Raw genomic sequence first — 20,221 nt, 5'->3', positions numbered from 1 at the left:
TGCGGTGGACGCCTGTTTCAGTAATTCTGCAAGGGCTGCGGTTTGCAGTCGCTTCACCGCCGAAATAACCAGCCGTTTTTATCTGCGGCAGCACCCCGGTTCTCTGGCAGCCAGTTCAGACCAGTTAAATGTCGGCAGAAACAGCACCGTAATACGGTTTTCGCGGGTTAAGGTAATAAATTCCGGTATGGATGACAGCCAGCTATCATCGCGGATCACCAGCGTGGCGCCATGACATAATGAGGAGAAACACTCCTCAACGGCGACATCAAAGGCAAACGCCGCAAACTGCAACACCCGGTCCTGCGCCGTCACACCATACCGTTCATTGACGCCCAGCGTGCGGTGATAAATCGCCTGATGCTCGACCATCACCCCTTTTGGCTGCCCGGTAGAGCCGGAGGTGTAAATCACATAGGCCAGATTTTGCGGTGTTAACGTGGTAACCCGTGGGTTACTGTCCGGTTGATCCGGCAACATCGCCGGATCCAGTACCGTCAACCCGGCCAGTACCTCATCACTCAGTGCAGCTTGCCCGGCCCGGTCTGCCACTACCACGGATGGCGTGCTATCACTCAGGATATAGATCAGACGCTCTGCCGGATAGGTTGTGTCGAGTGGCACATAAGCCCCACCGGCTTTCAGTACCGCCAACAGGGACACTACCATGGCCGGTGAGCGTGTCACACAAATCGCGACCCGTTGCTCCGGCCCGATCCCTAACGCAATCAACTGATGGGACAGCCGGTTAGCCCAGGCATTGAGTTCGGCGTAACTGAAGGTTTGTCCTTGATATTCCAGTGCTATGGCCTGCGGAGTGTTCTGTACCTGCAGTTCAAATAACTGATGAATACATAACGCCGCAGGATACGGGGTTTCCGTCCTGTTCCAGGTGGTTAATAATAAGGTACGCTCTGTTTGCGGCAGAATGTCCAATGCCCGCACTGGCATAGCCGGGGTGTGCTCCAGCGCGTCCGCCAGACTTTCCAGTGCCTGCTGCATATAGCCCCATATCCGCTCTGGCTCAAACGGCGGCACCACACTTGCCGTCAAGCCCAGCGCCTCACCAAAATCCTCCACCGACAGCCCAAAGGGGTAGTTGGTGCGTTCCTGGCCGTCTAAAAATTCAATGCCTTCAAATGGTTCATCCGACGACGCTGAGAGACTATTGTGCCGGTAATTGAGCAAAGCGCTAAAGAGCGGCGTACCGCGTTCAACCCCGCTACACTGTTGCGCCAGCGCCAGTGACGCATGCTCATGGGCAAGTAATCCCGCCAGCCGGTGATGGACGGCCTGTACGCTGTCTTGTACCGGGGTGTCATCCATATCCAGCCGTAACGGCAGAGTATTAATAAACAAGCCCATTCCTCCCTCTGTTCCTTCGCCGCTGGTCATACGTCCAAATAATACGGTGCCGAACACCACTCTTTCTTGTCCGCTACTGCGCGCCAACACCTGAGCCCAGGCCAGATGACACAACGCCGCCAAACTGACCCCCTGCTGCCGGGCCTGACGGCGCAGACGGTCATTCAGTTCCGGTGTCAGCAGCCGGTAACATTCTCTTTCCTGCGTTCCATCCAGATGGACGTCCGCCAGCCCGAATGGCAGGGTCGGCTCCGTCACGTCCGCCAGCATCTCGGTAAAGAAACGGGTATAGGCTGCCTGACTGACGCCCAACCGGGCCTGCGCCACCAGATTACGGAACGGCACCGGCGCAGGCAGGCTTGCCTCTTGCCCTGTCAGGTAAGCCTGCACTTCACGGTGCATCACTTCCAGCGTTTCATGGTCACCAATCAGGTGATGCAGTAATTGCAGGGCAATCCAACGGCCATCCGTTTCCTGCGCCACCACAAAGCGCAATAATGGTGCATCGCTCAGGTTAAGACGATAATGACTGACGTTAAAACGGGCCGCCAATTGGCGGCTCACGGGTCCCTCTGCCGGATCCAGTATCAGTTCAGTCACGGATAAGAGGGCGTGACGCCAGACAACCTGTACTGGCACGGACACCCCTTGCCAGATAAAGGCGGTGCGTAAAATATCATGACGGTCAATCATCCGTTGCATTGCTGCCAGATAACGATCCAGCAAAGACCGATCAGCAAACGCCATCTGACCACTTAACAGGTAAGGATCCCCTTCTTGTGCCAGTAAATGGTGGAATAAGATCCCGTCCTGCAACGGCGATAAGGCATAGATATCCTGAATATTTGCCACGCCGCCCGGCACCTGTCCTACAATGTAGTCAATATCCGCCTGCGTTAAATCCACCAGCGGTAACATCGCCGGAGTCAGTTGTTTTGTCGCGGGGGTAATCACATTCGGCGGAATTTCGATGGCCTGATGCTGCCTCACTGTTTGCGCCAGATCGGACAACACGGGCGACCGGAACAACGCCCGCGCTGTCAGTGCTAATCCCTGCTGACGCAGGCGTTCAATCATACGTACCGCAAGCAAGGAGTGGCCCCCCAGCGCAAAGAAACTGTCATGGCGGCTGACCTGCTCCATACCGAGTAATTCACGCCAAATCGCCGCCAACGTCATTTCGGTTTCTCCCTGCGGGGCTGCATAGACTTGCCGGGCAAAGGCATCTTCATCCGGTGCCGGCAATGCCCGGCGATCCAGCTTACCGTTTAGCGTTAAGGGAAACGCATCCAGACGCACAAAAGCCGCTGGCACCATATAATCCGGTAAAGTCGCGCTCAAATGCGTTCTCAGGCTGTTCGCCAGTTCCTTCTCCTCTTGCGCAACCACATAAGCCACCAGCCATTTTTCAGCGCCATCACCCAGTGCCAGTACTGCCGCCTCACGCACTGCCGGATACTCTGTCAGCCGGGTTTCAATTTCCTCAGGTTCAATACGGAAACCGCGAATTTTCATCTGCTGGTCATTACGGCCGAGGAACTCCAGATTGCTGTCTAGCCGGTAACGCGCCAAATCTCCGGTGCGGTACATTCGCGCATCTGGGGTATCATTAAACGGATCGATAAGGAACCGTTCGGCCGTTAACTCAGGTCGGTTCAGATAGCCACAGGCTACGCCGTCTCCCCCCACATAAATCTCACCAGTCACCCCCAACGGTACGGGCTGACCATGACTATCCAACAAATAAACCCGGGTATTGGCGATAGGCCGGCCAATGGGGAGCCGGATCATGCCCTCTTCCAGTGCCTCAATAGGATACATTGTTGTAAAGGTAGTGCCTTCTGTCGGGCCATAAGCCTGCAACAGTTGTTGCGGTGGACGATGTTTCAGTACTTGAGCAATCAGCGGTAAGTCGGGGATATCACCGCCAAAAATCAGCGTTTTTATCTGCGGCAGCACCGGGGACAACTCTACCACCAGCCGGTTAAATAGCCCGATGGTCAGCCACAAGATCGTGATACGATGGGTCTGCAAAGCCCGGACTAACTCCGCCGACGTCAATAAAGTGGTGTGATCAATGACTACCAATGCCCCTCCGTTGAGCAACGGCGCCCAGACTTCAAAGGTACTGGCATCAAACGCCGGATTCGCGGTAAAAGCCACTCGATCATCCTGCTCAATGGCCGCGTAACCATTATTGATGACCAGCCGAACCACGGCACGATGTGGCACCAGCACGCCTTTTGGTGTCCCGGTGGAACCGGAGGTGTACATGATATAGGCCAATGCCGTGCTGGCACACGGTAAGTCAGGGTTAATACTATTTTTCTCGTTGGCTTGCTCACTCGTCGTCTTATCCTCATCGGAAAGACGAAGCAGCGGTACAATCAGGTTAGCCGGGATCGCTGTCTGTGTATCGGTGAGTAACAGTTTGGCAGTACAGTCATTGATCAGCCAGTTTTTCCGCTCATCGGGCATCCTGGGATCGAGGGGAACGTAAGCTGCACCGGCTTTAAGCACGGCCAGTTGCGCCACGACCAGCATGATGGAGCGCTCAAACAGCAGCACAATAGGATCGCCGGGGCAAACACCTTGTCTGATTAACTGATGAGCCAACTGATTCGCCTGTGTATTCAGCTCACTGTAGTTCAGGACCTTATCGCCCGCTATCAGGGCTGTCGCTTGCGGCGTTTTTACCACCTGCTGTTCAAACAATTGATGAATACACAAGGCCGCAGGATACGGGGTTTCCGTTGTGTTCCAGGTAGTTAATAATAAAGTCCGCTCCGCTTGTGGCAAGATATTCAATGCCCGTACCGGGGTTTCCGGGGCTTGTTCCAGTGCGTCCACCAGACTTTCCAGTGCCTGCTGCATATAACCGCATACTCGTTCCGGATCAAACGGCTGAACAACCTGAACTGTCAAGCCCAGTGCCTCACTAAAGTCTTCCACCGACAGCACAATGGGGTAGTTGGTTCGCTCTTGTCCGTCCAATAACTCAACCCCCTCCAGCGTATTATCCAACTGGTTCGATTGATCATTGTGCCGATAATTTAACAGGGCACTAAAAAGGGGCGTACCGCGTTCAACACCGCTACACTGCTGCGCCAGCGCCAGTGACGCATGCTCATGGGTTAACAATCCCGCCAGCCGGCGATGGGTGGCCTGTACACTGTCCCGTAGCGGGGTGTCATCCATATCCAACCGCAACGGCAGAGTATTGATAAACAAACCCATTCCTCCCTCTGTCCCTTCACTGCCAGCCATGCGCCCAAACAGCACGGTGCCGAACACCACTTTTTCCTGTCCACTGGTGCGTGACAATACCTGCGCCCAGGCCAGATGGCATAGCGCCGCCAAACTGACGCCCAAACGCCGTGCCTGGCTGCGCAGGCGGTCATTCAATTCCGGGGCCAGCATCCGGTGAGATTCTGTTATCTGTGAGCCATCGCGATGCACCTCCGCCAACCCAAACGGCAGCGTCGGCTCTTCCACCTCCGCTAACATCTCGGTAAAGAAACGGGTATGGGCGGCCTGACTCACGCCCAACCGGGCCTGCGCCACCAGATTACGGAATGGCACAGGCGCAGCCAGGCTCGCCTCTTGCCCCATCAGGCAGGCCTGCACTTCACGGTGCATCACTTCCAACGTTTCATGGTCGCCAATCAGGTGATGCAGTAATTGCAGGACTATCCAACGTCCATCCGTTTCCTGCGCCACCACAAAGCGCAATAGCGGCGCGTCACTCAAGTCAAGACGATAATGACTGACGTTAAAACGGGCCGCCAGTTGGCTACTAACAGGCCCCTCAGCCGGGTCCAGTGTGAGTTCGGTGACGGACAAAACGGCTTGACGCCAGACGACCTGTACCGGTACGGATACCCCCTGCCAGATAAAGGCAGTGCGTAAAATATCGTGACGGTCGACGATCCGTTGCATCGCAGCCAGATAACGATCCAGCAACGCGCGGTCAACAAACGCCATCAGGTCACTTAACAGGTACGGATCCCCTTCCTGTGCCAGTAAGTGGTGGAACAAAATACCGTCCTGTAACGGCGATAAGGCATAAATATCCTGAATATTCGCCACACCGCCCGGCACTTGTCCGACAATGTGGTCAATATCCACCTGGGTTAAATCCACCAGCGGTAACATGGCCGGAGTCAGTTGCTGCGTATCGGGAGTAATGACATTCGGCGGAATTTCGATGGTCTGATGCTGCCCCACTGTTTGTGCCAGCTCGGACAATACCGGCGACCGGAACAACTCTCGCGCTGTCAGGGCCAATCCCTGCTGACGCAGGCGCTCAATCATACGCACCGCGAGCAGGGAATGACCGCCCAATGCAAAGAAATTATCATGCCGGCTGATCGATTCAATGCCTAAAATTCCCGCCAAATCGCTGCCAACGCGATTTCTATTTCCCCCTGCGGGGCTTCATAGGTTTGCCGGGCAAAGGCATCATCATCTGGAGCCGGCAGCGCCCGGCGATCCAGCTTACCGTTTGGTGTTAATGGAAACGCATCCAGACGCACAAAAGCCGCCGGCACCATATAATCCGGCAACACCGCACTCAAATGGGTACGCAGGCGGTTGACCAACGCCTCATCCGCCTCGGCCACCACATAGGCCACCAGCCGTTTGTCCTGCCCATCTCCCCCTTGCACCAGCGGCCTCACGCACCGCCGGGTACTCAACCAGCCGGGCTTCAATTTCCCCCGGTTCAATGCGGAAGCCCCGAATTTTCACCTGCTGGTCATTACGGCCGAGAAACTCCAGATTACCGTCCGGCCGATAACGGGCTAAATCCCCGGTACGGTACATGCGCGCATCCGGCCTATCACTGAACGGATCGAGAAGAAAACGTTCAGCGGTTAATTCAGGCCGGTTCAGGTAACCCCGCGCCACCCCTACCCCACCAATATACAGCTCACCCACCGCCCCCAGCGGCACCGGCTGACCACACTTATCCAGCAAATAAATCCGGGTATTCGCCGCTGGACGCCCGATAGGCACCGCAGTATCGGTATAGTCTGACGGGCACCGCCAGGTCGTGGCACACACCGTTATCTCGGTCGGGCCATAGGCATTAAACAAGGTGACCCGGCCACACAACGCCTGGATTAACGCCCTGCTGGGCGCTTCGCCCCCCAATATCAATGTGGGTTTGACCGTTAATGCCGGTATATCCGCCCCGTCATGCAGCAGGGCCGGTTCAAGACAAGCATGTGTCATCGCCTGAGCTTCCAGGTAATGCCATAACGCGGTCGGGTTCTGACGCACGTGGTCGGCGGGAATGTCCAGCGTAGCGCCACTGTACAGTGCCATCATGATTTCCCAGACACTGGCATCAAAACTTAATGAAGCAAACTGCAACACCCGGCTTTCCGTGCCAATCAATTGCGTGATTTTCTCCTGGATCAGGTTAACTAACCCACGATGCTCAACCATCACGCCTTTTGGTGTGCCGGTCGAACCGGAAGTGTAAATCACGTACGCCAGATGGTGTGAAGTCAATACCGGTATCTGCGGATTACTATCTGGCTGGTCAAACCGGGTATTCGGGTCAAGTACGTTTCGTTCCGCCAGTGCGGGTTCACCCAATGCTGACCGGCCAAAACGGTCTGCCAGCACTATCGCCGGGGCCGTATCCCTCAGATTGTCGGCCAGACGCTCTCCCGGATAAGCCGGGTCCAGCGGTACATAGGCTCCACCGGCTTTTAAGACGGCCAGCACCCCGACCACCATGGCCGGGGAGCGTGACACACAAATGGCGACCCGTTGCTCCGGCGCTACCCAGTTCAATCAACTGATGCGCCAGCCGGTTAGCGCGGGCATTTAATTCGGCATAACTGAGTGTCTGGTCTTCATACACCAGTGCCGTGGCCTGTGGGTTTTCTCTGCCTGTTGTTCAAACAACTGGTGAATACATAACGTCTCAGGATAGGCGGTTTCCGTCATATTCCAGGTTTCCAATAACAATGTACGTTCTGCTTCTGGCAGGATGTCCAATGCCCGTACCGGGGTTTCCGGGGCCTGTTCCAGCGCATCCACCAGACTTTCCAGTGCCTGCTGCATATAGCCGCATATCCGTTCTGGCTCAAATGGCTGCACTATTTGTACTGTCAGGCCCAGTGCTTCGCCAAAATCCTCCACCGATAATGTTAACGGGTAGTTGGTTCGCTCCTGTCCATCAATAAACTCAATCCCCTCCAGCGTATTCATCCAACTGGTTCGATTGATCATTGTGCCGGTAATTTAACAGGGCACTAAAGAGGGGCGTACCACCTTGTAACACCACTACAACGCTGGGCCAGCGCCAATGACGCATGTTCATGTTCCAACAATCCAGCCAGCCGGCGATGGGCAGCCTGTACACTGTCCGTACCGGGGTATCATCCATATCCAATCGCAACGGCAAGGTATTAATAAACAGCCCCATGCCGCTATCTGCACCTTCACCCGCCTGCATACGCCCAAACAGCACGGTGCCAAACACCACTTTTTCCTGCCCACTGGTACGCGACAACACCTGCGCCCAGGCCAGATGACATAACGCCGCCAAACTGACGCCCAAACGCCGGGCCTGACTGCGCAGGCGGTCATTCAATTCCGGCGGCCAGCATCCGGTGAGATTCTGTCACCTGCGAGCCATCACGATGCACCTCCGTCAACCCAAACGGCAGCGTCGGCTCTTCCACCTCCGCCAACATCTCGGTAAAGAAACGGGTATGGGCTTCCTGACTCATGCCCAACCGGGCCTGCGCCACCAGATTACGGAAAGGCACCGGCGCAGGCAGGCTCTCCTCTTGCCCCGTCAGGCAGGCCTGCACTTCACGGTGCATCACTTCCAGCGTTTCATGGTCGCCAATCAGGTGATGCAGCAATTGCAGGAAGAGCCAACGGCCATCCGTTTCCTGCGCCACCACAAAGCGCAATAGCGGCGCCTCACTCAGATCAAGACGATAATGACGCGGATCAAAACGTTGCCGATTGCTGGTCTGACCGGGCCCCTCAGCCGGGTCCAATGTCAGTTCAGTCACTGATAAGGGGGCCTGACGCCAGACGACCTGTACCGGGCACGGATATAATTTGCCAGATAAAGGCGGTACGTAAAATATCGTGCCGGTCAACGACCCGTTGCATCGCTGCCAGATAACGATCCAGCAAAGCCGGTCAGCAAACGCCATCTGGTCACTCAACAGGTACGGATCCCCTTCCTGTGCCAGTAAGTGGTGGAACAAAATACCATCCTGCAACGGCGATAAGGCATAGATATCCTGAATATTGGCCACCCGCCCGGCACTTGTCCAACAATGTGTCAATATCAGCCTGGAGTTAAATCAACCAGCGGTAACATCGCCGGCGTCAGTTGCGTGTTGCCGGGGTAATGACATTCGGCGGCACCACACGATGGCCTGATGCTGCCCCAAGTTTGCGCCAGCTCGGACAACACCGGCGACTGGAACAACACGTACCGCTGTCAGCGCAATCCCTGCTGACGCAAGCGTTCAATCATACGTACCGCCAGCAATGAATGACCGCCCAACGCAAAGAAACTGTCATGTCGGCTGATCTGTTCAATACCCAGTAATTCACGCCAAATCGCCGCCAATGTCGTTTCTGTTTCTCCCTGCGGGGCTTCATAAACTTGACGGGCAAAGGCCTCTTCGTCCGGTGCCGGCAGCGCCCGGCGATCCAGCTTACCGTTTGGCGTTAATGGAAACGCATCCAGACGCACAAAAGCTGTCGGCACCATATAATCCGGTAAAACTGCGCTCAGGTGAGCGCGCAGGCTGTTCGCCAATTCCTCATCCGCTTCCGCCACCACATAGGCCACCAGCCGCTTATCCTGCCCTGCTCACCCAGCGCCAGCACCACCGATTCACGCACCATGGGGTGCTCGGCCAGCCGGGCTTCAATTTCCCCCGGTTCAATACGGAAGCCGCGAATTTTCACCTGCTGGTCATTACGGCCGAGAAATTCCAGATTACCGTCCGGCCGGTAACGGGCTAAATCCCCGGTCCGGTACATGCGCGCATCCGGGCTATCACTAAACGGATCGAGAAGGAAACGTTCAGCGGTTAATTCAGGCCGGTTCAGATAACCACGGCTACTCCCCACTCCCCCAATATAAATTTCACCGATTGCCCCCAACGGTACTGGCTGACCATGATTATCCAGCAAATAAACCCGCGTATTGGCAATAGGCCGGCCAATGGGGAGCGGGTTCTACCCTCTTCCAGCGCCTCAATAGGATATGTCGTGGTAAAGGTGGTGCCTTCCGTCGGACCATAGGCATTCAACAGTTGTTGCGGCGGACAATGTTTCAGCGTTGAATTAATCACTGCGAAAGGGCTTATCGCCGCCAAAAATGACAGCCCTTTTATCTGCGGCAGCACCGGGGATATTACTACAGCCAGCCGGTTAAAATTGCCCGGGAACCACAACACCGTGATACGATAGGTCTGTAAAGCCCGGACCACTCCACTGGACGTCAATAAATTAGTGGTGTGATCAATACCACCAGCGCACCACCGTTGCGGCGCCCAGATTTCCAAGGTACTGGCATCAAAACTCAATTGAAGCAAACTGCAACATCCGGCTCAGACGCATTAAACGACCATTTTCAGTGCATAAAGATGTTGACCAGTTGCACGATGTTCAACCATCACCCCTTTTGGTGTGCCGGTCGAACCGGAGGTGTAAATCACATACGCCAGATGCTGTGAAGTCAATACCGGTATCTGCGGATTAATCCGGCTGAATCAAACTGGACATTCGGGTCAAGCACGTTTCGTTCTGCCAATGCGTTTCACCCAATACTGCGACGTCCGGCGGTATCCGCCAGCACAATAGCAGGCTCTGATCGTCAGAATATGCGCCAGACGTTCACCCGGATAAGCCGGGTCCAGCGGTACATAGGCTCCGCCCGCTTTCAACACGGCCAACAATCCCCACCACCATTGCCGGTGAACGTGACACACAAATCGCTACCCGTTGATCCGGCGCTACGCCCAGTGTGATCAATTGATGGGCCAGCCGGTTAGCCCAGGCATTTAATTCCGCATAACTGAGATTCTGGTTCTTCATACACCAGTGCTGTGGCATCCGGGGTTTTCTCCACCTGTTGTTCAAACAACTGATGAATACATAACGTGTCAGGATACGGGGTTTCCGTCGCGTTCCAGGTTTCCAGCAACAATTTACGTTCTGCTTCTGGCAGGATGTCCAACTGCCATACCGGTGTTTCCGGGGCCTGTTCCAGGGCAGCCACCAGACTTGCAATACCTGCTGCAATAACCGATATGCCGCTTCCCGGATCAAACGGAGCCGTACCACCTTTGACTGTCAGCCCAGTGCTTCGCCAAAATCCTCCACCGATAGTTAATCGGGTAGTTGGTTAAAGCTCCTGTCCATCAAGAAACTCAATCCCCTCCATGGCGTTCATCCAATTGCCCCGGTAATTTGTCCGGTAAATTTGTGTCGGTAAAATTCTGCCAGGCAAACATCACTAAAGAGGGGTATGTTCCACCTTGTACGCCACTACACGCTGGGCCAGCGCCAATGAAACGCATGTCATGTGCAAGTAATCCCGCCAGCCGGTTTGCGGCCTGTACACTGTACGTACTGGGGTATCATCCATATCCAGCGCAACGGCAAGGTATTAATAAACAGCCCCATGCCGCTATCAGCTTCCACTTCCCGCCTGCATACGCCCAAACACTACGGTGCCGAAATCACCACTTTTGCTCCTGACCACTGGTACGCGACAACACCTGGCCCAGGCCAGATGACACAACGCCGCCATACTGACCCCCAACGCCGGGCCTGACTACGCAGACGGTCATTCAGGGCGCGTCAGCATCATCCGGTTAATTCCATGCCTGCGAACCATCACGATGCACGAGACCGTCAACCCGAACGGCAACGTCGGTTCATCTACCTCCGCCAACATTTTCCAATCAGTAAAGAAACGGGTATGCTTCCTGACTCATAACCACTGACGCTGCCTGCGCCACCAGATTACGGAAAGGCGCCGGGCAGGCAGGCTCTCCTCTTGCCCTGCCAGGTACGCCTGTACTTCACGGTGCATCACTTCCATTGTTTCATGGTCGCCAATCAGGTGATGCAGCAGTTGCAGCACAATAACGATCCTCTTCCTGTGCCAGCACAAAACGCAATAATCATCATCACTCAAATCAAGACGATAGCGACGGGATCAAAACGGGTCCCTTAACAAGATCAAACGGCCCATCAGCCGGGTTCCATTTCAGTTCATCACCGATAAGGGGCCTGACGCAGACCACCTGAACCGGATCACGGATAATCCTTGCCAGATAAAGCGGTAAGCCAGATGCAGAATATCGTGCCGATCAACTGACCTGTTGCACCGCCATCAGATAACGATCCAAAGACCGATCAGCAAAGCGCATCTGGCGACCAACAGATAGGGATCAAGCCTTCTGCCAGTAAGGTGGAACAAAATGACCACCTGCAACGGCGATAAGGCCATAGATATCCTGAATATTGGTGTCATCCCACCCGGTCAAATTGTGTCACAATGAGGTCAATCTCAGTTGAGTCAAATCAATCAACGGTAACATCTCCGGGTATTGGCGTGTTGCTGGAAGTAATCATATTCCGGCGACGTTCACCAAACTGATGCTGCCCCATCTTTGCGCAAATCAGCCAACACTGGGGATTTAAACAGTGTCACGTACACCGCCAGCTCAATGCCTAAATGACGCATCCGTTCAACCATCCGTACCGCCAGCAATGAATGACCACCCAAGGCAAAGAAATTGTCATGCCGGCTAATCTGTTCAATCCCCAACAATTCACGCCAGATAGCCGCCAGCGGCATTTCCATTTCCCCTTGTGGCGCTTCATACGTCTGACGGGCAAAGGCTTTATCGTCCGGTGCCGGCAGTGCCCGGCGATCCAGCTTACCGTTTGGTGTCAATGGAAATGCATCCAGACGGACAAAAGCGGCCGGCACCATATAATCCGGTAAAAGGAACTCAGGTGAGTGCTCGCAGGCTCATTCCAACGCCTCATCATCTTTCTCTTTCCGCCACCACATAAGCCACCAGCCGCTTATCCTGCCCATCTCCAGCGCCAACACCACGGCTTTCACGCACTGCCGGATGCTCCACTAACCGGGTTTCAATTTCCCCCGGTTCAATACGGAAACCGCGGATTTTCACCTGCTGGTCATTACGGCCGAGAAACTCCAGATTACCGTCCGGCAGGTAACGGGCCAAATCCCCGGTGCGGTACATGCGCGCATCCGGGCTATCACTAAACGGATCGAGAAGGAAACGTTCAGCGGTCAATTCAGGACGATTGAGATAACCCCGCGCCACACCCACTCCGCCAATATACAGCTCACCCACAGCCCCTAACGGTACTGGCTGACCATGTGCATCCAACAAATAAATCTGGGTATTCGCCGTTGGACGCCCGATAGGCACCGCGGAATCGGTATAGTCTGACGGACAGTGCCAGACCGTGGCGCACACCGTGATCTCGGTCGGGCCATAGGCATTGAACAGAGTGACCCGGCCACACAGCGCCTGAATTAACGCCGTACTGGGCTTCTCCCAAATGTCAATCAGTCGGCCTTTTTTCGTTATACCGGCAATCTGCCCCGTCATGAAGCAGAGACGGTGTCAAATTCAAACATGTGTCAGCGCTTGCGCTTCCAGATAACGCCATAGCTGGATTGGGTCCTGACGCGTCATAGTCTGTGGGAATAACCAACATGGCGCCACTGCACAACGCCATCATGATTTCCCAGACACTGGCATCAAACGCTCAATGAAGCAAACTGCAACACCGGCTCTCCGCACCATTAACAAATTGGTGATTTTCTCAGCCATAATTCACTAATCCACGATGTTCCACCATCACCCCTTTTGGTGTGCCGGTCGAACCGGAGGTGTAAATCACATACGCCAGATGCCGTGAAGTCAATGCCGGTATCTGCGGATTACTGTCCGGCTGGTCAAACCGGACATTCGGGTCAAGTACTTTCAGTTCTGCCAGTGCGTGTTCACCCAATGCCGTCCACGACCGGTCTATCCGCCAGCACTAGCACTGGTGCGTATCCCTCAGATATGTCGCCAGACGCTCATCCGGATAAGCCGGATCCAGCGGGACATAGGCCCCGCCGGCTTTTAAGACGGCCAACAATGCCGACCACCATTGCCGGTGAGCGTGACACACAAATGGCGACCCGTTGGTCCGGCGCTACGCCCAGTGCCATTAACTTGATGCGCCAGCCGGTTAGCCCAGTATTTAATTCCGCATAACTGAGGATCTGGTTTTCATAGACCAGTGCGGTGGCCTGTGGCGTTTTCATCACCTGTTGTTCAAACCACTGATGAATACATAACGTCTCAGGATACGGGGTTTCCGTCATTTCCAGGTTTTAATAACAGCGTACGTTCTGCTTCTGGCAGGATGTCCAACTGCCCGTACCGGGGTTTCCGGGGCTTGTTCCAGCGCGTCCACCAGACTTTCCAGTGCCTGCTGCATATAACCACATACCGTTCCGGATCAAACGGCTGCACGACCTGAGCTGTCAGGCCCAGTGCGCCTCACCAAAATCCTCCACCGACAGCACAAACGGGTAGTTGGTTCGCTCCTGTCCACCAAAAACTCAATCCCCTCCATCAGTTCATCCAACATTGTTCGACCAATGCATTGTGTCGATAATTCAACAGGCACTAAAGAGGGGCGTACCACCCTCAACCCCACTACAACGTTGGGCCAGCGCCAATGACGCATGTTCATGGGCTAATAATCCCGCCAGCCGGTGATGTGCAGCCTGTACACTGTCCCGTACCGGGGTATCATCCATATCCAGCCGCAACGGCAAGGTATTGATAAACAGCCCCATGCCGCTGTCTGCACCTTCTGCCTGCATGCGTCCAAACAGCACGGTGCCGAACACCACTTTTCCTGTCCACTGGTACGCGACAACACCTGCGCCCAGGCCAGATGACACAAAGCCGCCAGAACTGACGCCCAAACGCCGGGCCTGACTGCGCAGACGATCATTCAATTCCGGGGCCAACATCCGGTGAGATTCCGTCACCTGTGAGCCATCACGATGCACCTCCGTCAACCCGAACGGCAACGTCGGCTCTTCTACCTCCGCTAACATCTCGCTAAAGAAACGGGTATGGGCTGCCTGACTCACGCCCAACCGGACCTGCGCCACCAGATTGCGGAATGGCACAGGTGCAGGCAGATGTTCTTGCCCTGTCAGACAGGCCTGCACTTCACGGTGCATCACTTCCAGCGTTTCATGGTCACCAATCAGGTGATGCAGTAATTGCAGGGCATCCAACGGCCATCGGTTTCCTGCGCCACCACAAAACGCAATAACGGCGCATGACTCAGGTCAAGACGATAATGACGATGTTAAAACGGGCCGCCAATTGGCCACTCACTGGCCCCTCAGCCGGATCCAGTGTGAGTTCAGTGACTGATAAGGCAGCCTGACGCCAGACGACCTGCACCGGGGCGGATAATGTTTTGCCAGATAAAGGCGGTGCGTAAAATATCGTGACGGTCAACCACCCGTTGCATTGCTGCCAGATAACGATCCAGCAAAGCACGATCAGCAAACGCCATCTGGCTACTAACAGGTACGGATCCCCTTCCTGTGCCAGTAAATGGTGGAACAAAATACCGTCCTGCAACGGCGATAAGGCATAGATATCCTGAATATTGCTACCCCGCCCGGCACCTGTTGGACAATGTGGTCAATATCAGCCTGAGTCAAATCAATCAGCGGCAACATCGCCGGCGTCAGTTGTCGTTGCGGGGTAATGACATTCGGCGGCACCATCGATGGCCTGATGCTGCCCCACTGTTTGCGCCAGCTCGGACAACACCGGCGACTGGAACAACGCCACGCGCTGTCAGTGCTAATCCCTGCTGACGCAGGCGTTCAATCATCGTACCGCAAGCAGGGAGTGGCCCCCAGTGCAAAGAAACTGTCATGGCGGCTGATCTGCTCAATACCCAGTAATTCACGCCAAATCGCCGCCAGCGTCATTTCTGTTTCTCCCTTGGGGCTGCATAAACTTGCCGGGCAAAGGCATCTTCATCCGGTGCCGGCAATGCCCGGCGATCCAGCTTACCGTTTGGCGTTAAGGGAAACGCATCCAGACGCACAAAAGCCGCTGGCACCATATAATCCGGTAAAGTCGCGCTCAGATGCGTTCGCAGGCTGTTCGCCAGCTCCTTCTCCTCTTGCGCCACCACATAGGCCACCAGCCGTTTCTCGGCGCCATCACCCAGTGCCAGTACCACCGCCTCACGCACTGCCGGATACTCGGCTAGCCGGGTTTCAATTTCCCCCGGTTCAATACGGAAACCGCGAATTTTCACCTGCTGGTCATTACGGCCGAGGAATTCCAGATTACCGTCCGGCAGGTAACGCGCTAAATCCCCGGTGCGGTACATATACGCATCCGGGGTATTATCACTAAACGGATCGATAAGGAACGTTCCGCTGTCAAACTCAGGCCGGTTCAGATAACCACAGGCTACCCCGTCCCCCCCACATAAATCTCACCGATCGCCCCCAACGGTACGGGCTGGCCATCACTATCCAACAAATAAACCCGGGTATTGGCGATGGGCTGGCCAATGGGGAGCTGGATCATGCCCTCTTCCAGTGCTTCGATAGGATACATTGTTGTGAAGGTGGTGCCTTCCGTCGGGCCATAGGCCTGCAACAGTTGTTGCGGCGGACGATGTTTCAGTACTTGAGCAATCAGCGGTAAGTCGGGGATATCGCCGCCAAAAATCAGCGTTTTTATCTGCGGCAGCACCGGGGACAACTCTACCACCAGCCGGTTAAATAGCCCGATGGTCAGCCACAAGATCGTGATACGATGGGCCTGTAAAGCCCGGACTAACTCCGCCGACGTCAATAAAGTGGTGTGATCAATGACTACCAATGCCCCTCCGTTGAGCAACGGCGCCCAGACTTCAAAGGTACTGGCATCAAACGCTGGGTTCGCGGTAAAAGCCACTCGATCATCCTGCTCAATGGCCGCGTAACCATTATTGATGACCAACCGAACCACGGCACGATGTGGCACCAGCACGCCTTTTGGTGTCCCGGTGGAGCCGGAGGTGTACATGATATAGGCCAATGCCGTGCTGGCACGCGGTATATCAAGGTTAATACTATTTTGCGCACTGACTGTCTTATCTCCATCAGAAAAACGAAGCAACGGTACAATCAGGTTAGCCGACATCACTGTCTGTGTATCGGTAAGCAACAATTTGGCGGTACAGTCATTGATCAACCAGTTTTTCCGCTCATCCGGCACACAGGGATCCAGAGGGACGTAAACCGCACCAGCTTTCAGCACGGCCAGTTGCGCCACGACCAGCACGATGGAACGCTCGAACAGCAGCACAATAGGATCGCCGGGGCCAATGCCCCGTTCGATTAGTTGGTGAGCCAATTGATTCGCCCATGTATTCAGTTCACTGTAACTTAGGGTCTTATCGCCCGCTATCAGGGCTGTCGCCTGCGGCGTTTTCTCTGCTTGCTGTTCAAACAATTGATGAATACACAATGTGTCAGGATATGGCGTTTCAGTCGCGTTCCAGGTCTCCAACAATAACCGGCGCTCTGCCGGCGACAGTATTTCAATTTTCCCGATCTGTTGTTGATAATCAGTCACCATCGCTTGCAGCACCGCGCGCAAGTAACCAATGTGTCGTTCGACAGTCGGCTGATTAAACAGTGCGGTTGAATAACTGAGATAACCCACAATCCTGCCGGCTTCCTCTGACAAGTTCAGTTCGAGATCAAATTTGGCAATATCGAATGCTTGCTCAGCCGGCGACACAACCAGCCCCGGCAATGTCCAGTCTGTGTACTCATTGCTCTGCCAGGCAAACATGACCTGAAACAGGGGTGTATGGGCCAACTGACGCGGCGGTTGCACAATTTCCACCACTTGCTCAAACGGCAAATCCTGATGCGTCTGTGCCGCTAACGCGGTTTGCCGGACTTGTGCCAGCAATTCCGCTACTGTCAACTCACCCGATAACGCCCATGCGCAACGCCAGTGTATTCACAAAGAATCCAATTAAAGACTCCACTTCTTGATGGTTACGCCCAGCACTGGGGGTCCCTATCACGATATCCTCCTGCCCGGACAAACGCGACAAGACTATTGCCCAGGCAGATAACAGCGTCATAAATAACGTCACCCCCTGCTGCGCGCTCAGGCGTTTCAGGGCCGCTGTCAATTCCGCATCCAGATTGATAGGCAAAATCTGGCCGGCAAACGACTGCTCAGGCGGACGGGGGCGGTCTGTAGGTAACTCCAGCAGAACCGGGGCGTCAGCTTCCTGTACGCCAATAGTCAGATTGAGTCTGAATACGCTCAGCGGACAACCACTGACGCTGCCAGGCAGGCGTAATCCGGATATGAATCGCCAACGGCGGCAACGGATCGGATTGCCCGTCCATAAACGCCATATAGAGCGTGCTCAATTCCTGTATCAACACATTGACAGACCAACCATCGGAAATAATGTGCCGCCAAAGTCAGCAAAAACTGATATTCATCATCGGAGATCCGGATGAGAGCGGCGCGGATAAGCGGGCCACTTTCAAGATCAAATGACGCATGGGCTTCCTCCACGCTCAGACGCCCAAGGACAACGTCAGACATCCGGAGCCCGCGCAGGTCATATTGAGATAAAGGCGGTACGCCACTGAATATCGGTGACGATAACAACCGCACTTGCGGTTGACCATCTACAGAGACAAAGACCGAGCGTAACGCTTCATGGCTGACCACCAGATAGGTATCCAGCGCTTTTTGCCAGGCCAAAATATCCAGTCCTGACCACACAAACGCAGGGCCATCGGAATATGATAAGTTTCACTAACGCCCTCAAGCTGCGCCAGGAACCACAAGCGCTGTTGAGCAAACGACAACGGTAATTCCCCTTCGCGGGATATCGGCACATAGCTGGCAGGATAGTATCTGGTTGCTGCCTGCCGAGTTTGCATAACCTCAGCAAACGCCCTTAACGAAGGAGACTTAAACAGGTGGTGCAGCGGCAGTTCAGTACCCAAAGCGGCTACCCGGTTCATCACCCGTACCGCCAGCAACGAATGGCCGCCCAAGGCAAAGAAATTGTCATACCGGCTGGCCTGTTCAATCCCCAGAATTCACGCCAAATCGCTGCCAGAACCATTTCCATTTCTCCTTGCGGCGCTTCATGAACCTGACGGGCGACGGCTTCATCGTCCGGTGCCGGTAGCGCTCGACGATCCAGTTTACCGTTCGGCGTAATGGAAACCCATCCAGCCGCACAAAGGCCGCCGGCACCATGTAATCGGGTAACTGAACGCTCAGGTGTTCACGTAAACTGTTAATCAACCCCTCGTGAGCTTCTGCCGCCACATAGGCCACCAGCCGTTTTTCTTGCCCTTCCCCTTGCGCTAGACCACCCATTCACTCACCGCCGGGTGTTCCACCAACCGGGATTCAATTTCCCCCGGTTCAATACGGAAGCCGCGAATTTTAACCTGCTGGTCGTTACGGCCCAGAAATTCCAGATTGCCGTCCGGCAAATAACGGGCTAAATCCCCGGTGCGGTACATCCGGGCATCCGGCACATCACTAAACGGATCAATCAGGAACCGTTCCGCCGTCAATTCTGGGCGATTGAGGTAGCCACGCGCCACCCCCGCGCCCCCGATATAAATTTCCCCTACCACGCCCAACGGCACCGGTTGACCATATTCGTCCAGTAAGTAAAGGCAGGTGTTGGCTATCGGACGTCCGATACTTTCAATAATCCGGTCACCCCGCTGTATCGGCAACCAGGCAGAATAAGTTGTCGTTTCAGAAGGTCCATAGAGATTACACAACCGCTGGATTTGCGTTTCTTTGAAAATTTGTTCAATTAAAGCGCCTTTAAGCGGTTCCCCCGCCAGATCAACGGTATGAACCGACGCCATCAGCGCCTGAGCCTGCAATAACGGCTTCATTGCAGACGGGACTGAGTTGACCAAGGTCACCGGCAGGGTATGCTGCATCAATGACAGGGCATCCTCCACCAGACGAATCGCCGCACCGCGAGATAACGGCATAAAACATTCGAAAATGGACAGGTCGAAATTCATCGACGTTGAGAAAAGCACTTCGCGGATCTCTTCCACCTCAAAAGCCTGCTGAGCCCAATGCAAAAAGTTAACCGTATTGCGGTGCTCAATCATCACCCCTTTGGCACCCCCGTGGAGCCGGAGGTATAAATCACATAGGCCAGATGCCGCGAAGTCAGCCCAAATATCTGCGGGTTGCTGTCGCTCTGGTTAGGCAAAATATTGGGGTCCAGTACCGTTAATCCAGCCAGCGCTTCCTCGCTTAGTGCAATCCTGCGCCAGCGATTCCGCCAGCACCACGGCCGGGGCAGCATCAGTCAGAATATGTGCCAGACGCGCGCTAGGATAAGCCGGGTCTAACGGCACATAAGCCCCGCCCGCTTTCATCACCGCTAACAATCCCACTACCATTGCCGGTGAACGCGACACGCAAATCGCCACCCGCTGATCCGGCTCTACCCCTAGTGTAATCAGCTGATGAGCCAACCGGTTAGCATGAGCATTTAATTCAGCATAACTGAGGGTCTGCCCTTCACACACTAAGGCTACTGCCTCTGGAGTTCTCTCCACCTGCTGTGTTTCAAACAATTGATGAACACATAACGTCTCAGGATAGGCGGTTGTCGTACTATTCCAGGTTTCCAGTAACAACCTGCGCTCTGCCGGAGACAGAATATCAATTTCTCC

The 20,221-nt window shown here is 54.8% G+C and carries 31 protein-coding genes and 2 pseudogenes; 1 reads left to right on the top strand and 32 read right to left on the bottom strand.

The window, feature by feature from the left end; translation table 11 throughout:
- Positions 1-78: 78 nt before the first annotated feature.
- From AAC852_RS19150 to AAC852_RS19085, 14 genes and pseudogenes are all read right to left on the bottom strand, one after another.
- Positions 79-5,763, bottom strand: a complete 5,685-nt coding sequence (locus AAC852_RS19150) for an amino acid adenylation domain-containing protein (RefSeq protein WP_340622365.1) — start codon at positions 5,761-5,763, stop codon at positions 79-81.
- Positions 5,748-5,999: an AMP-binding enzyme gene (locus tag AAC852_RS19145; RefSeq protein ID WP_340622364.1), complete on the bottom strand. Its 252-nt coding sequence runs from the start codon at positions 5,997-5,999 to the stop codon at positions 5,748-5,750. Before AAC852_RS19145 ends, AAC852_RS19150 begins: the two co-directional genes overlap by 16 nt.
- Positions 5,971-7,240, bottom strand: a pseudogene (locus AAC852_RS19140) (non-ribosomal peptide synthetase). Before AAC852_RS19140 ends, AAC852_RS19145 begins: the two are co-directional and overlap by 29 nt.
- Positions 7,204-7,590 (bottom strand): hypothetical protein, encoded by a 387-nt coding sequence (locus AAC852_RS19135; RefSeq protein ID WP_340622363.1) that lies wholly within the window; start codon positions 7,588-7,590, stop codon positions 7,204-7,206. The pseudogene AAC852_RS19140 and the gene AAC852_RS19135 overlap by 37 nt, the downstream one beginning before the upstream one ends.
- Positions 7,568-7,975 (bottom strand): condensation domain-containing protein, encoded by a 408-nt coding sequence (locus AAC852_RS19130; RefSeq protein WP_340622362.1) that lies wholly within the window; start codon positions 7,973-7,975, stop codon positions 7,568-7,570. The genes AAC852_RS19135 and AAC852_RS19130 overlap by 23 nt, the downstream gene beginning before the upstream one ends.
- A complete protein-coding gene (locus AAC852_RS19125; RefSeq protein ID WP_340622361.1) occupies positions 7,968-8,660 on the bottom strand; it encodes a condensation domain-containing protein in 693 nt (230 codons plus the stop codon). Before AAC852_RS19125 ends, AAC852_RS19130 begins: the two co-directional genes overlap by 8 nt.
- Positions 8,661-8,848: 188 nt before the next feature.
- Positions 8,849-9,172, bottom strand: a complete 324-nt coding sequence (locus AAC852_RS19120; protein WP_340622360.1) for a phosphopantetheine-binding protein — start codon at positions 9,170-9,172, stop codon at positions 8,849-8,851.
- The gene (locus AAC852_RS19115) at positions 9,145-9,552 is read right to left on the bottom strand and encodes a hypothetical protein (RefSeq protein WP_340622359.1); all 408 of its coding nucleotides are present in this window, start codon (positions 9,550-9,552) and stop codon (positions 9,145-9,147) included. The genes AAC852_RS19120 and AAC852_RS19115 overlap by 28 nt, the downstream gene beginning before the upstream one ends.
- A complete protein-coding gene (locus tag AAC852_RS19110; RefSeq protein ID WP_340622358.1) occupies positions 9,465-9,956 on the bottom strand; it encodes an acyl-CoA synthetase family protein in 492 nt (163 codons plus the stop codon). The genes AAC852_RS19115 and AAC852_RS19110 overlap by 88 nt, the downstream gene beginning before the upstream one ends.
- 24 nt (positions 9,957-9,980) lie before the next feature.
- Positions 9,981-10,103 carry an AMP-binding protein gene (locus tag AAC852_RS19105; protein ID WP_340622357.1) on the bottom strand — a complete coding sequence of 41 codons (123 nt, stop codon included), beginning with the start codon at positions 10,101-10,103 and terminating at the stop codon, positions 9,981-9,983.
- A 48-nt stretch (positions 10,104-10,151) separates the two neighbouring features.
- Positions 10,152-10,352, bottom strand: coding sequence for an AMP-binding protein (locus AAC852_RS19100; RefSeq protein ID WP_340622356.1), 201 nt, complete (start codon positions 10,350-10,352; stop codon positions 10,152-10,154).
- Positions 10,258-10,458 (bottom strand): AMP-binding protein, encoded by a 201-nt coding sequence (locus AAC852_RS19095; protein WP_340622355.1) that lies wholly within the window; start codon positions 10,456-10,458, stop codon positions 10,258-10,260. Before AAC852_RS19095 ends, AAC852_RS19100 begins: the two co-directional genes overlap by 95 nt.
- Complete coding sequence (locus AAC852_RS19090) at positions 10,412-10,642, bottom strand: hypothetical protein (RefSeq protein ID WP_340622354.1); 231 nt, start codon at positions 10,640-10,642, stop codon at positions 10,412-10,414. The genes AAC852_RS19095 and AAC852_RS19090 overlap by 47 nt, the downstream gene beginning before the upstream one ends.
- A gap of 151 nt (positions 10,643-10,793) precedes the next feature.
- Positions 10,794-10,943 (bottom strand): hypothetical protein, encoded by a 150-nt coding sequence (locus AAC852_RS19085; protein WP_340622353.1) that lies wholly within the window; start codon positions 10,941-10,943, stop codon positions 10,794-10,796.
- Between the two features lie 5 nt (positions 10,944-10,948).
- Here AAC852_RS19085 and AAC852_RS19080 point away from each other — a divergent pair, with 5 nt between their 5' ends.
- On the top strand, positions 10,949-11,200 hold the full coding sequence (locus AAC852_RS19080; protein ID WP_340622352.1) for a hypothetical protein: 252 nt from the start codon (positions 10,949-10,951) through the stop codon (positions 11,198-11,200).
- Positions 11,201-11,359: 159 nt separating this feature from the next.
- Here AAC852_RS19080 and AAC852_RS19075 read toward each other — a convergent pair whose 3' ends face one another.
- The 18 genes and pseudogenes from AAC852_RS19075 to AAC852_RS18990 form a co-directional block, all read right to left on the bottom strand.
- Entirely contained in the window at positions 11,360-11,512 is a 153-nt protein-coding gene (locus AAC852_RS19075; RefSeq protein ID WP_340622351.1) for a hypothetical protein, read from the bottom strand.
- 507 nt (positions 11,513-12,019) lie between these two features.
- The gene (locus AAC852_RS19070; RefSeq protein WP_340622350.1) at positions 12,020-12,370 is read right to left on the bottom strand and encodes a phosphopantetheine-binding protein; all 351 of its coding nucleotides are present in this window, start codon (positions 12,368-12,370) and stop codon (positions 12,020-12,022) included.
- 55 nt (positions 12,371-12,425) lie between these two features.
- Positions 12,426-13,025 (bottom strand): AMP-binding protein, encoded by a 600-nt coding sequence (locus tag AAC852_RS19065; protein ID WP_340622349.1) that lies wholly within the window; start codon positions 13,023-13,025, stop codon positions 12,426-12,428.
- Between the two features lie 217 nt (positions 13,026-13,242).
- On the bottom strand, positions 13,243-13,431 hold the full coding sequence (locus AAC852_RS19060) for an AMP-binding protein (protein ID WP_340622348.1): 189 nt from the start codon (positions 13,429-13,431) through the stop codon (positions 13,243-13,245).
- Positions 13,432-13,461: 30 nt separating this feature from the next.
- Complete coding sequence (locus AAC852_RS19055; protein ID WP_340622347.1) at positions 13,462-13,596, bottom strand: AMP-binding protein; 135 nt, start codon at positions 13,594-13,596, stop codon at positions 13,462-13,464.
- A gap of 49 nt (positions 13,597-13,645) precedes the next feature.
- Positions 13,646-13,732: pseudogene (locus AAC852_RS19050) on the bottom strand (hypothetical protein); the annotation flags it as partial.
- 357 nt (positions 13,733-14,089) lie between these two features.
- On the bottom strand, positions 14,090-14,725 hold the full coding sequence (locus AAC852_RS19045) for a condensation domain-containing protein (protein ID WP_340622346.1): 636 nt from the start codon (positions 14,723-14,725) through the stop codon (positions 14,090-14,092).
- Between the two features lie 131 nt (positions 14,726-14,856).
- Positions 14,857-15,012 (bottom strand): hypothetical protein, encoded by a 156-nt coding sequence (locus AAC852_RS19040; protein WP_340622345.1) that lies wholly within the window; start codon positions 15,010-15,012, stop codon positions 14,857-14,859.
- A gap of 7 nt (positions 15,013-15,019) precedes the next feature.
- Complete coding sequence (locus AAC852_RS19035) at positions 15,020-15,226, bottom strand: hypothetical protein (protein WP_340622344.1); 207 nt, start codon at positions 15,224-15,226, stop codon at positions 15,020-15,022.
- Positions 15,190-15,384 (bottom strand): hypothetical protein, encoded by a 195-nt coding sequence (locus AAC852_RS19030; RefSeq protein WP_340622343.1) that lies wholly within the window; start codon positions 15,382-15,384, stop codon positions 15,190-15,192. Before AAC852_RS19030 ends, AAC852_RS19035 begins: the two co-directional genes overlap by 37 nt.
- Before the next feature lie 51 nt (positions 15,385-15,435).
- A complete protein-coding gene (locus AAC852_RS19025; protein ID WP_340622342.1) occupies positions 15,436-15,849 on the bottom strand; it encodes an AMP-binding enzyme in 414 nt (137 codons plus the stop codon).
- An 83-nt stretch (positions 15,850-15,932) separates the two neighbouring features.
- Complete coding sequence (locus AAC852_RS19020; protein WP_340622341.1) at positions 15,933-17,447, bottom strand: non-ribosomal peptide synthetase; 1,515 nt, start codon at positions 17,445-17,447, stop codon at positions 15,933-15,935.
- A gap of 1 nt (position 17,448) precedes the next feature.
- The gene (locus tag AAC852_RS19015) at positions 17,449-17,685 is read right to left on the bottom strand and encodes a condensation domain-containing protein (RefSeq protein ID WP_340622340.1); all 237 of its coding nucleotides are present in this window, start codon (positions 17,683-17,685) and stop codon (positions 17,449-17,451) included.
- A 70-nt stretch (positions 17,686-17,755) separates the two neighbouring features.
- Positions 17,756-17,893 carry a hypothetical protein gene (locus tag AAC852_RS19010; RefSeq protein ID WP_340622339.1) on the bottom strand — a complete coding sequence of 46 codons (138 nt, stop codon included), beginning with the start codon at positions 17,891-17,893 and terminating at the stop codon, positions 17,756-17,758.
- A 282-nt stretch (positions 17,894-18,175) separates the two neighbouring features.
- On the bottom strand, positions 18,176-18,535 hold the full coding sequence (locus tag AAC852_RS19005) for a hypothetical protein (RefSeq protein WP_340622338.1): 360 nt from the start codon (positions 18,533-18,535) through the stop codon (positions 18,176-18,178).
- Positions 18,536-18,581: 46 nt separating this feature from the next.
- Positions 18,582-18,881: a hypothetical protein gene (locus tag AAC852_RS19000; protein ID WP_340622337.1), complete on the bottom strand. Its 300-nt coding sequence runs from the start codon at positions 18,879-18,881 to the stop codon at positions 18,582-18,584.
- The gene (locus AAC852_RS18995) at positions 18,869-19,648 is read right to left on the bottom strand and encodes an AMP-binding protein (protein WP_340622336.1); all 780 of its coding nucleotides are present in this window, start codon (positions 19,646-19,648) and stop codon (positions 18,869-18,871) included. Before AAC852_RS18995 ends, AAC852_RS19000 begins: the two co-directional genes overlap by 13 nt.
- A gap of 96 nt (positions 19,649-19,744) precedes the next feature.
- Positions 19,745-20,221 (bottom strand): AMP-binding protein (locus tag AAC852_RS18990; RefSeq protein ID WP_340622335.1); only part of this gene is annotated, 477 nt, incomplete at its 5' end.

It is taken from the genome of Xenorhabdus siamensis (genome assembly GCF_037996745.1).
In the GTDB taxonomy this organism is placed as follows: Bacteria; Pseudomonadota; Gammaproteobacteria; order Enterobacterales; family Enterobacteriaceae; genus Xenorhabdus; species Xenorhabdus indica.
The sequence above is the reverse complement of the archived record's forward strand: the minus strand, read 5'-3'. Positions and strand labels throughout refer to the sequence as shown.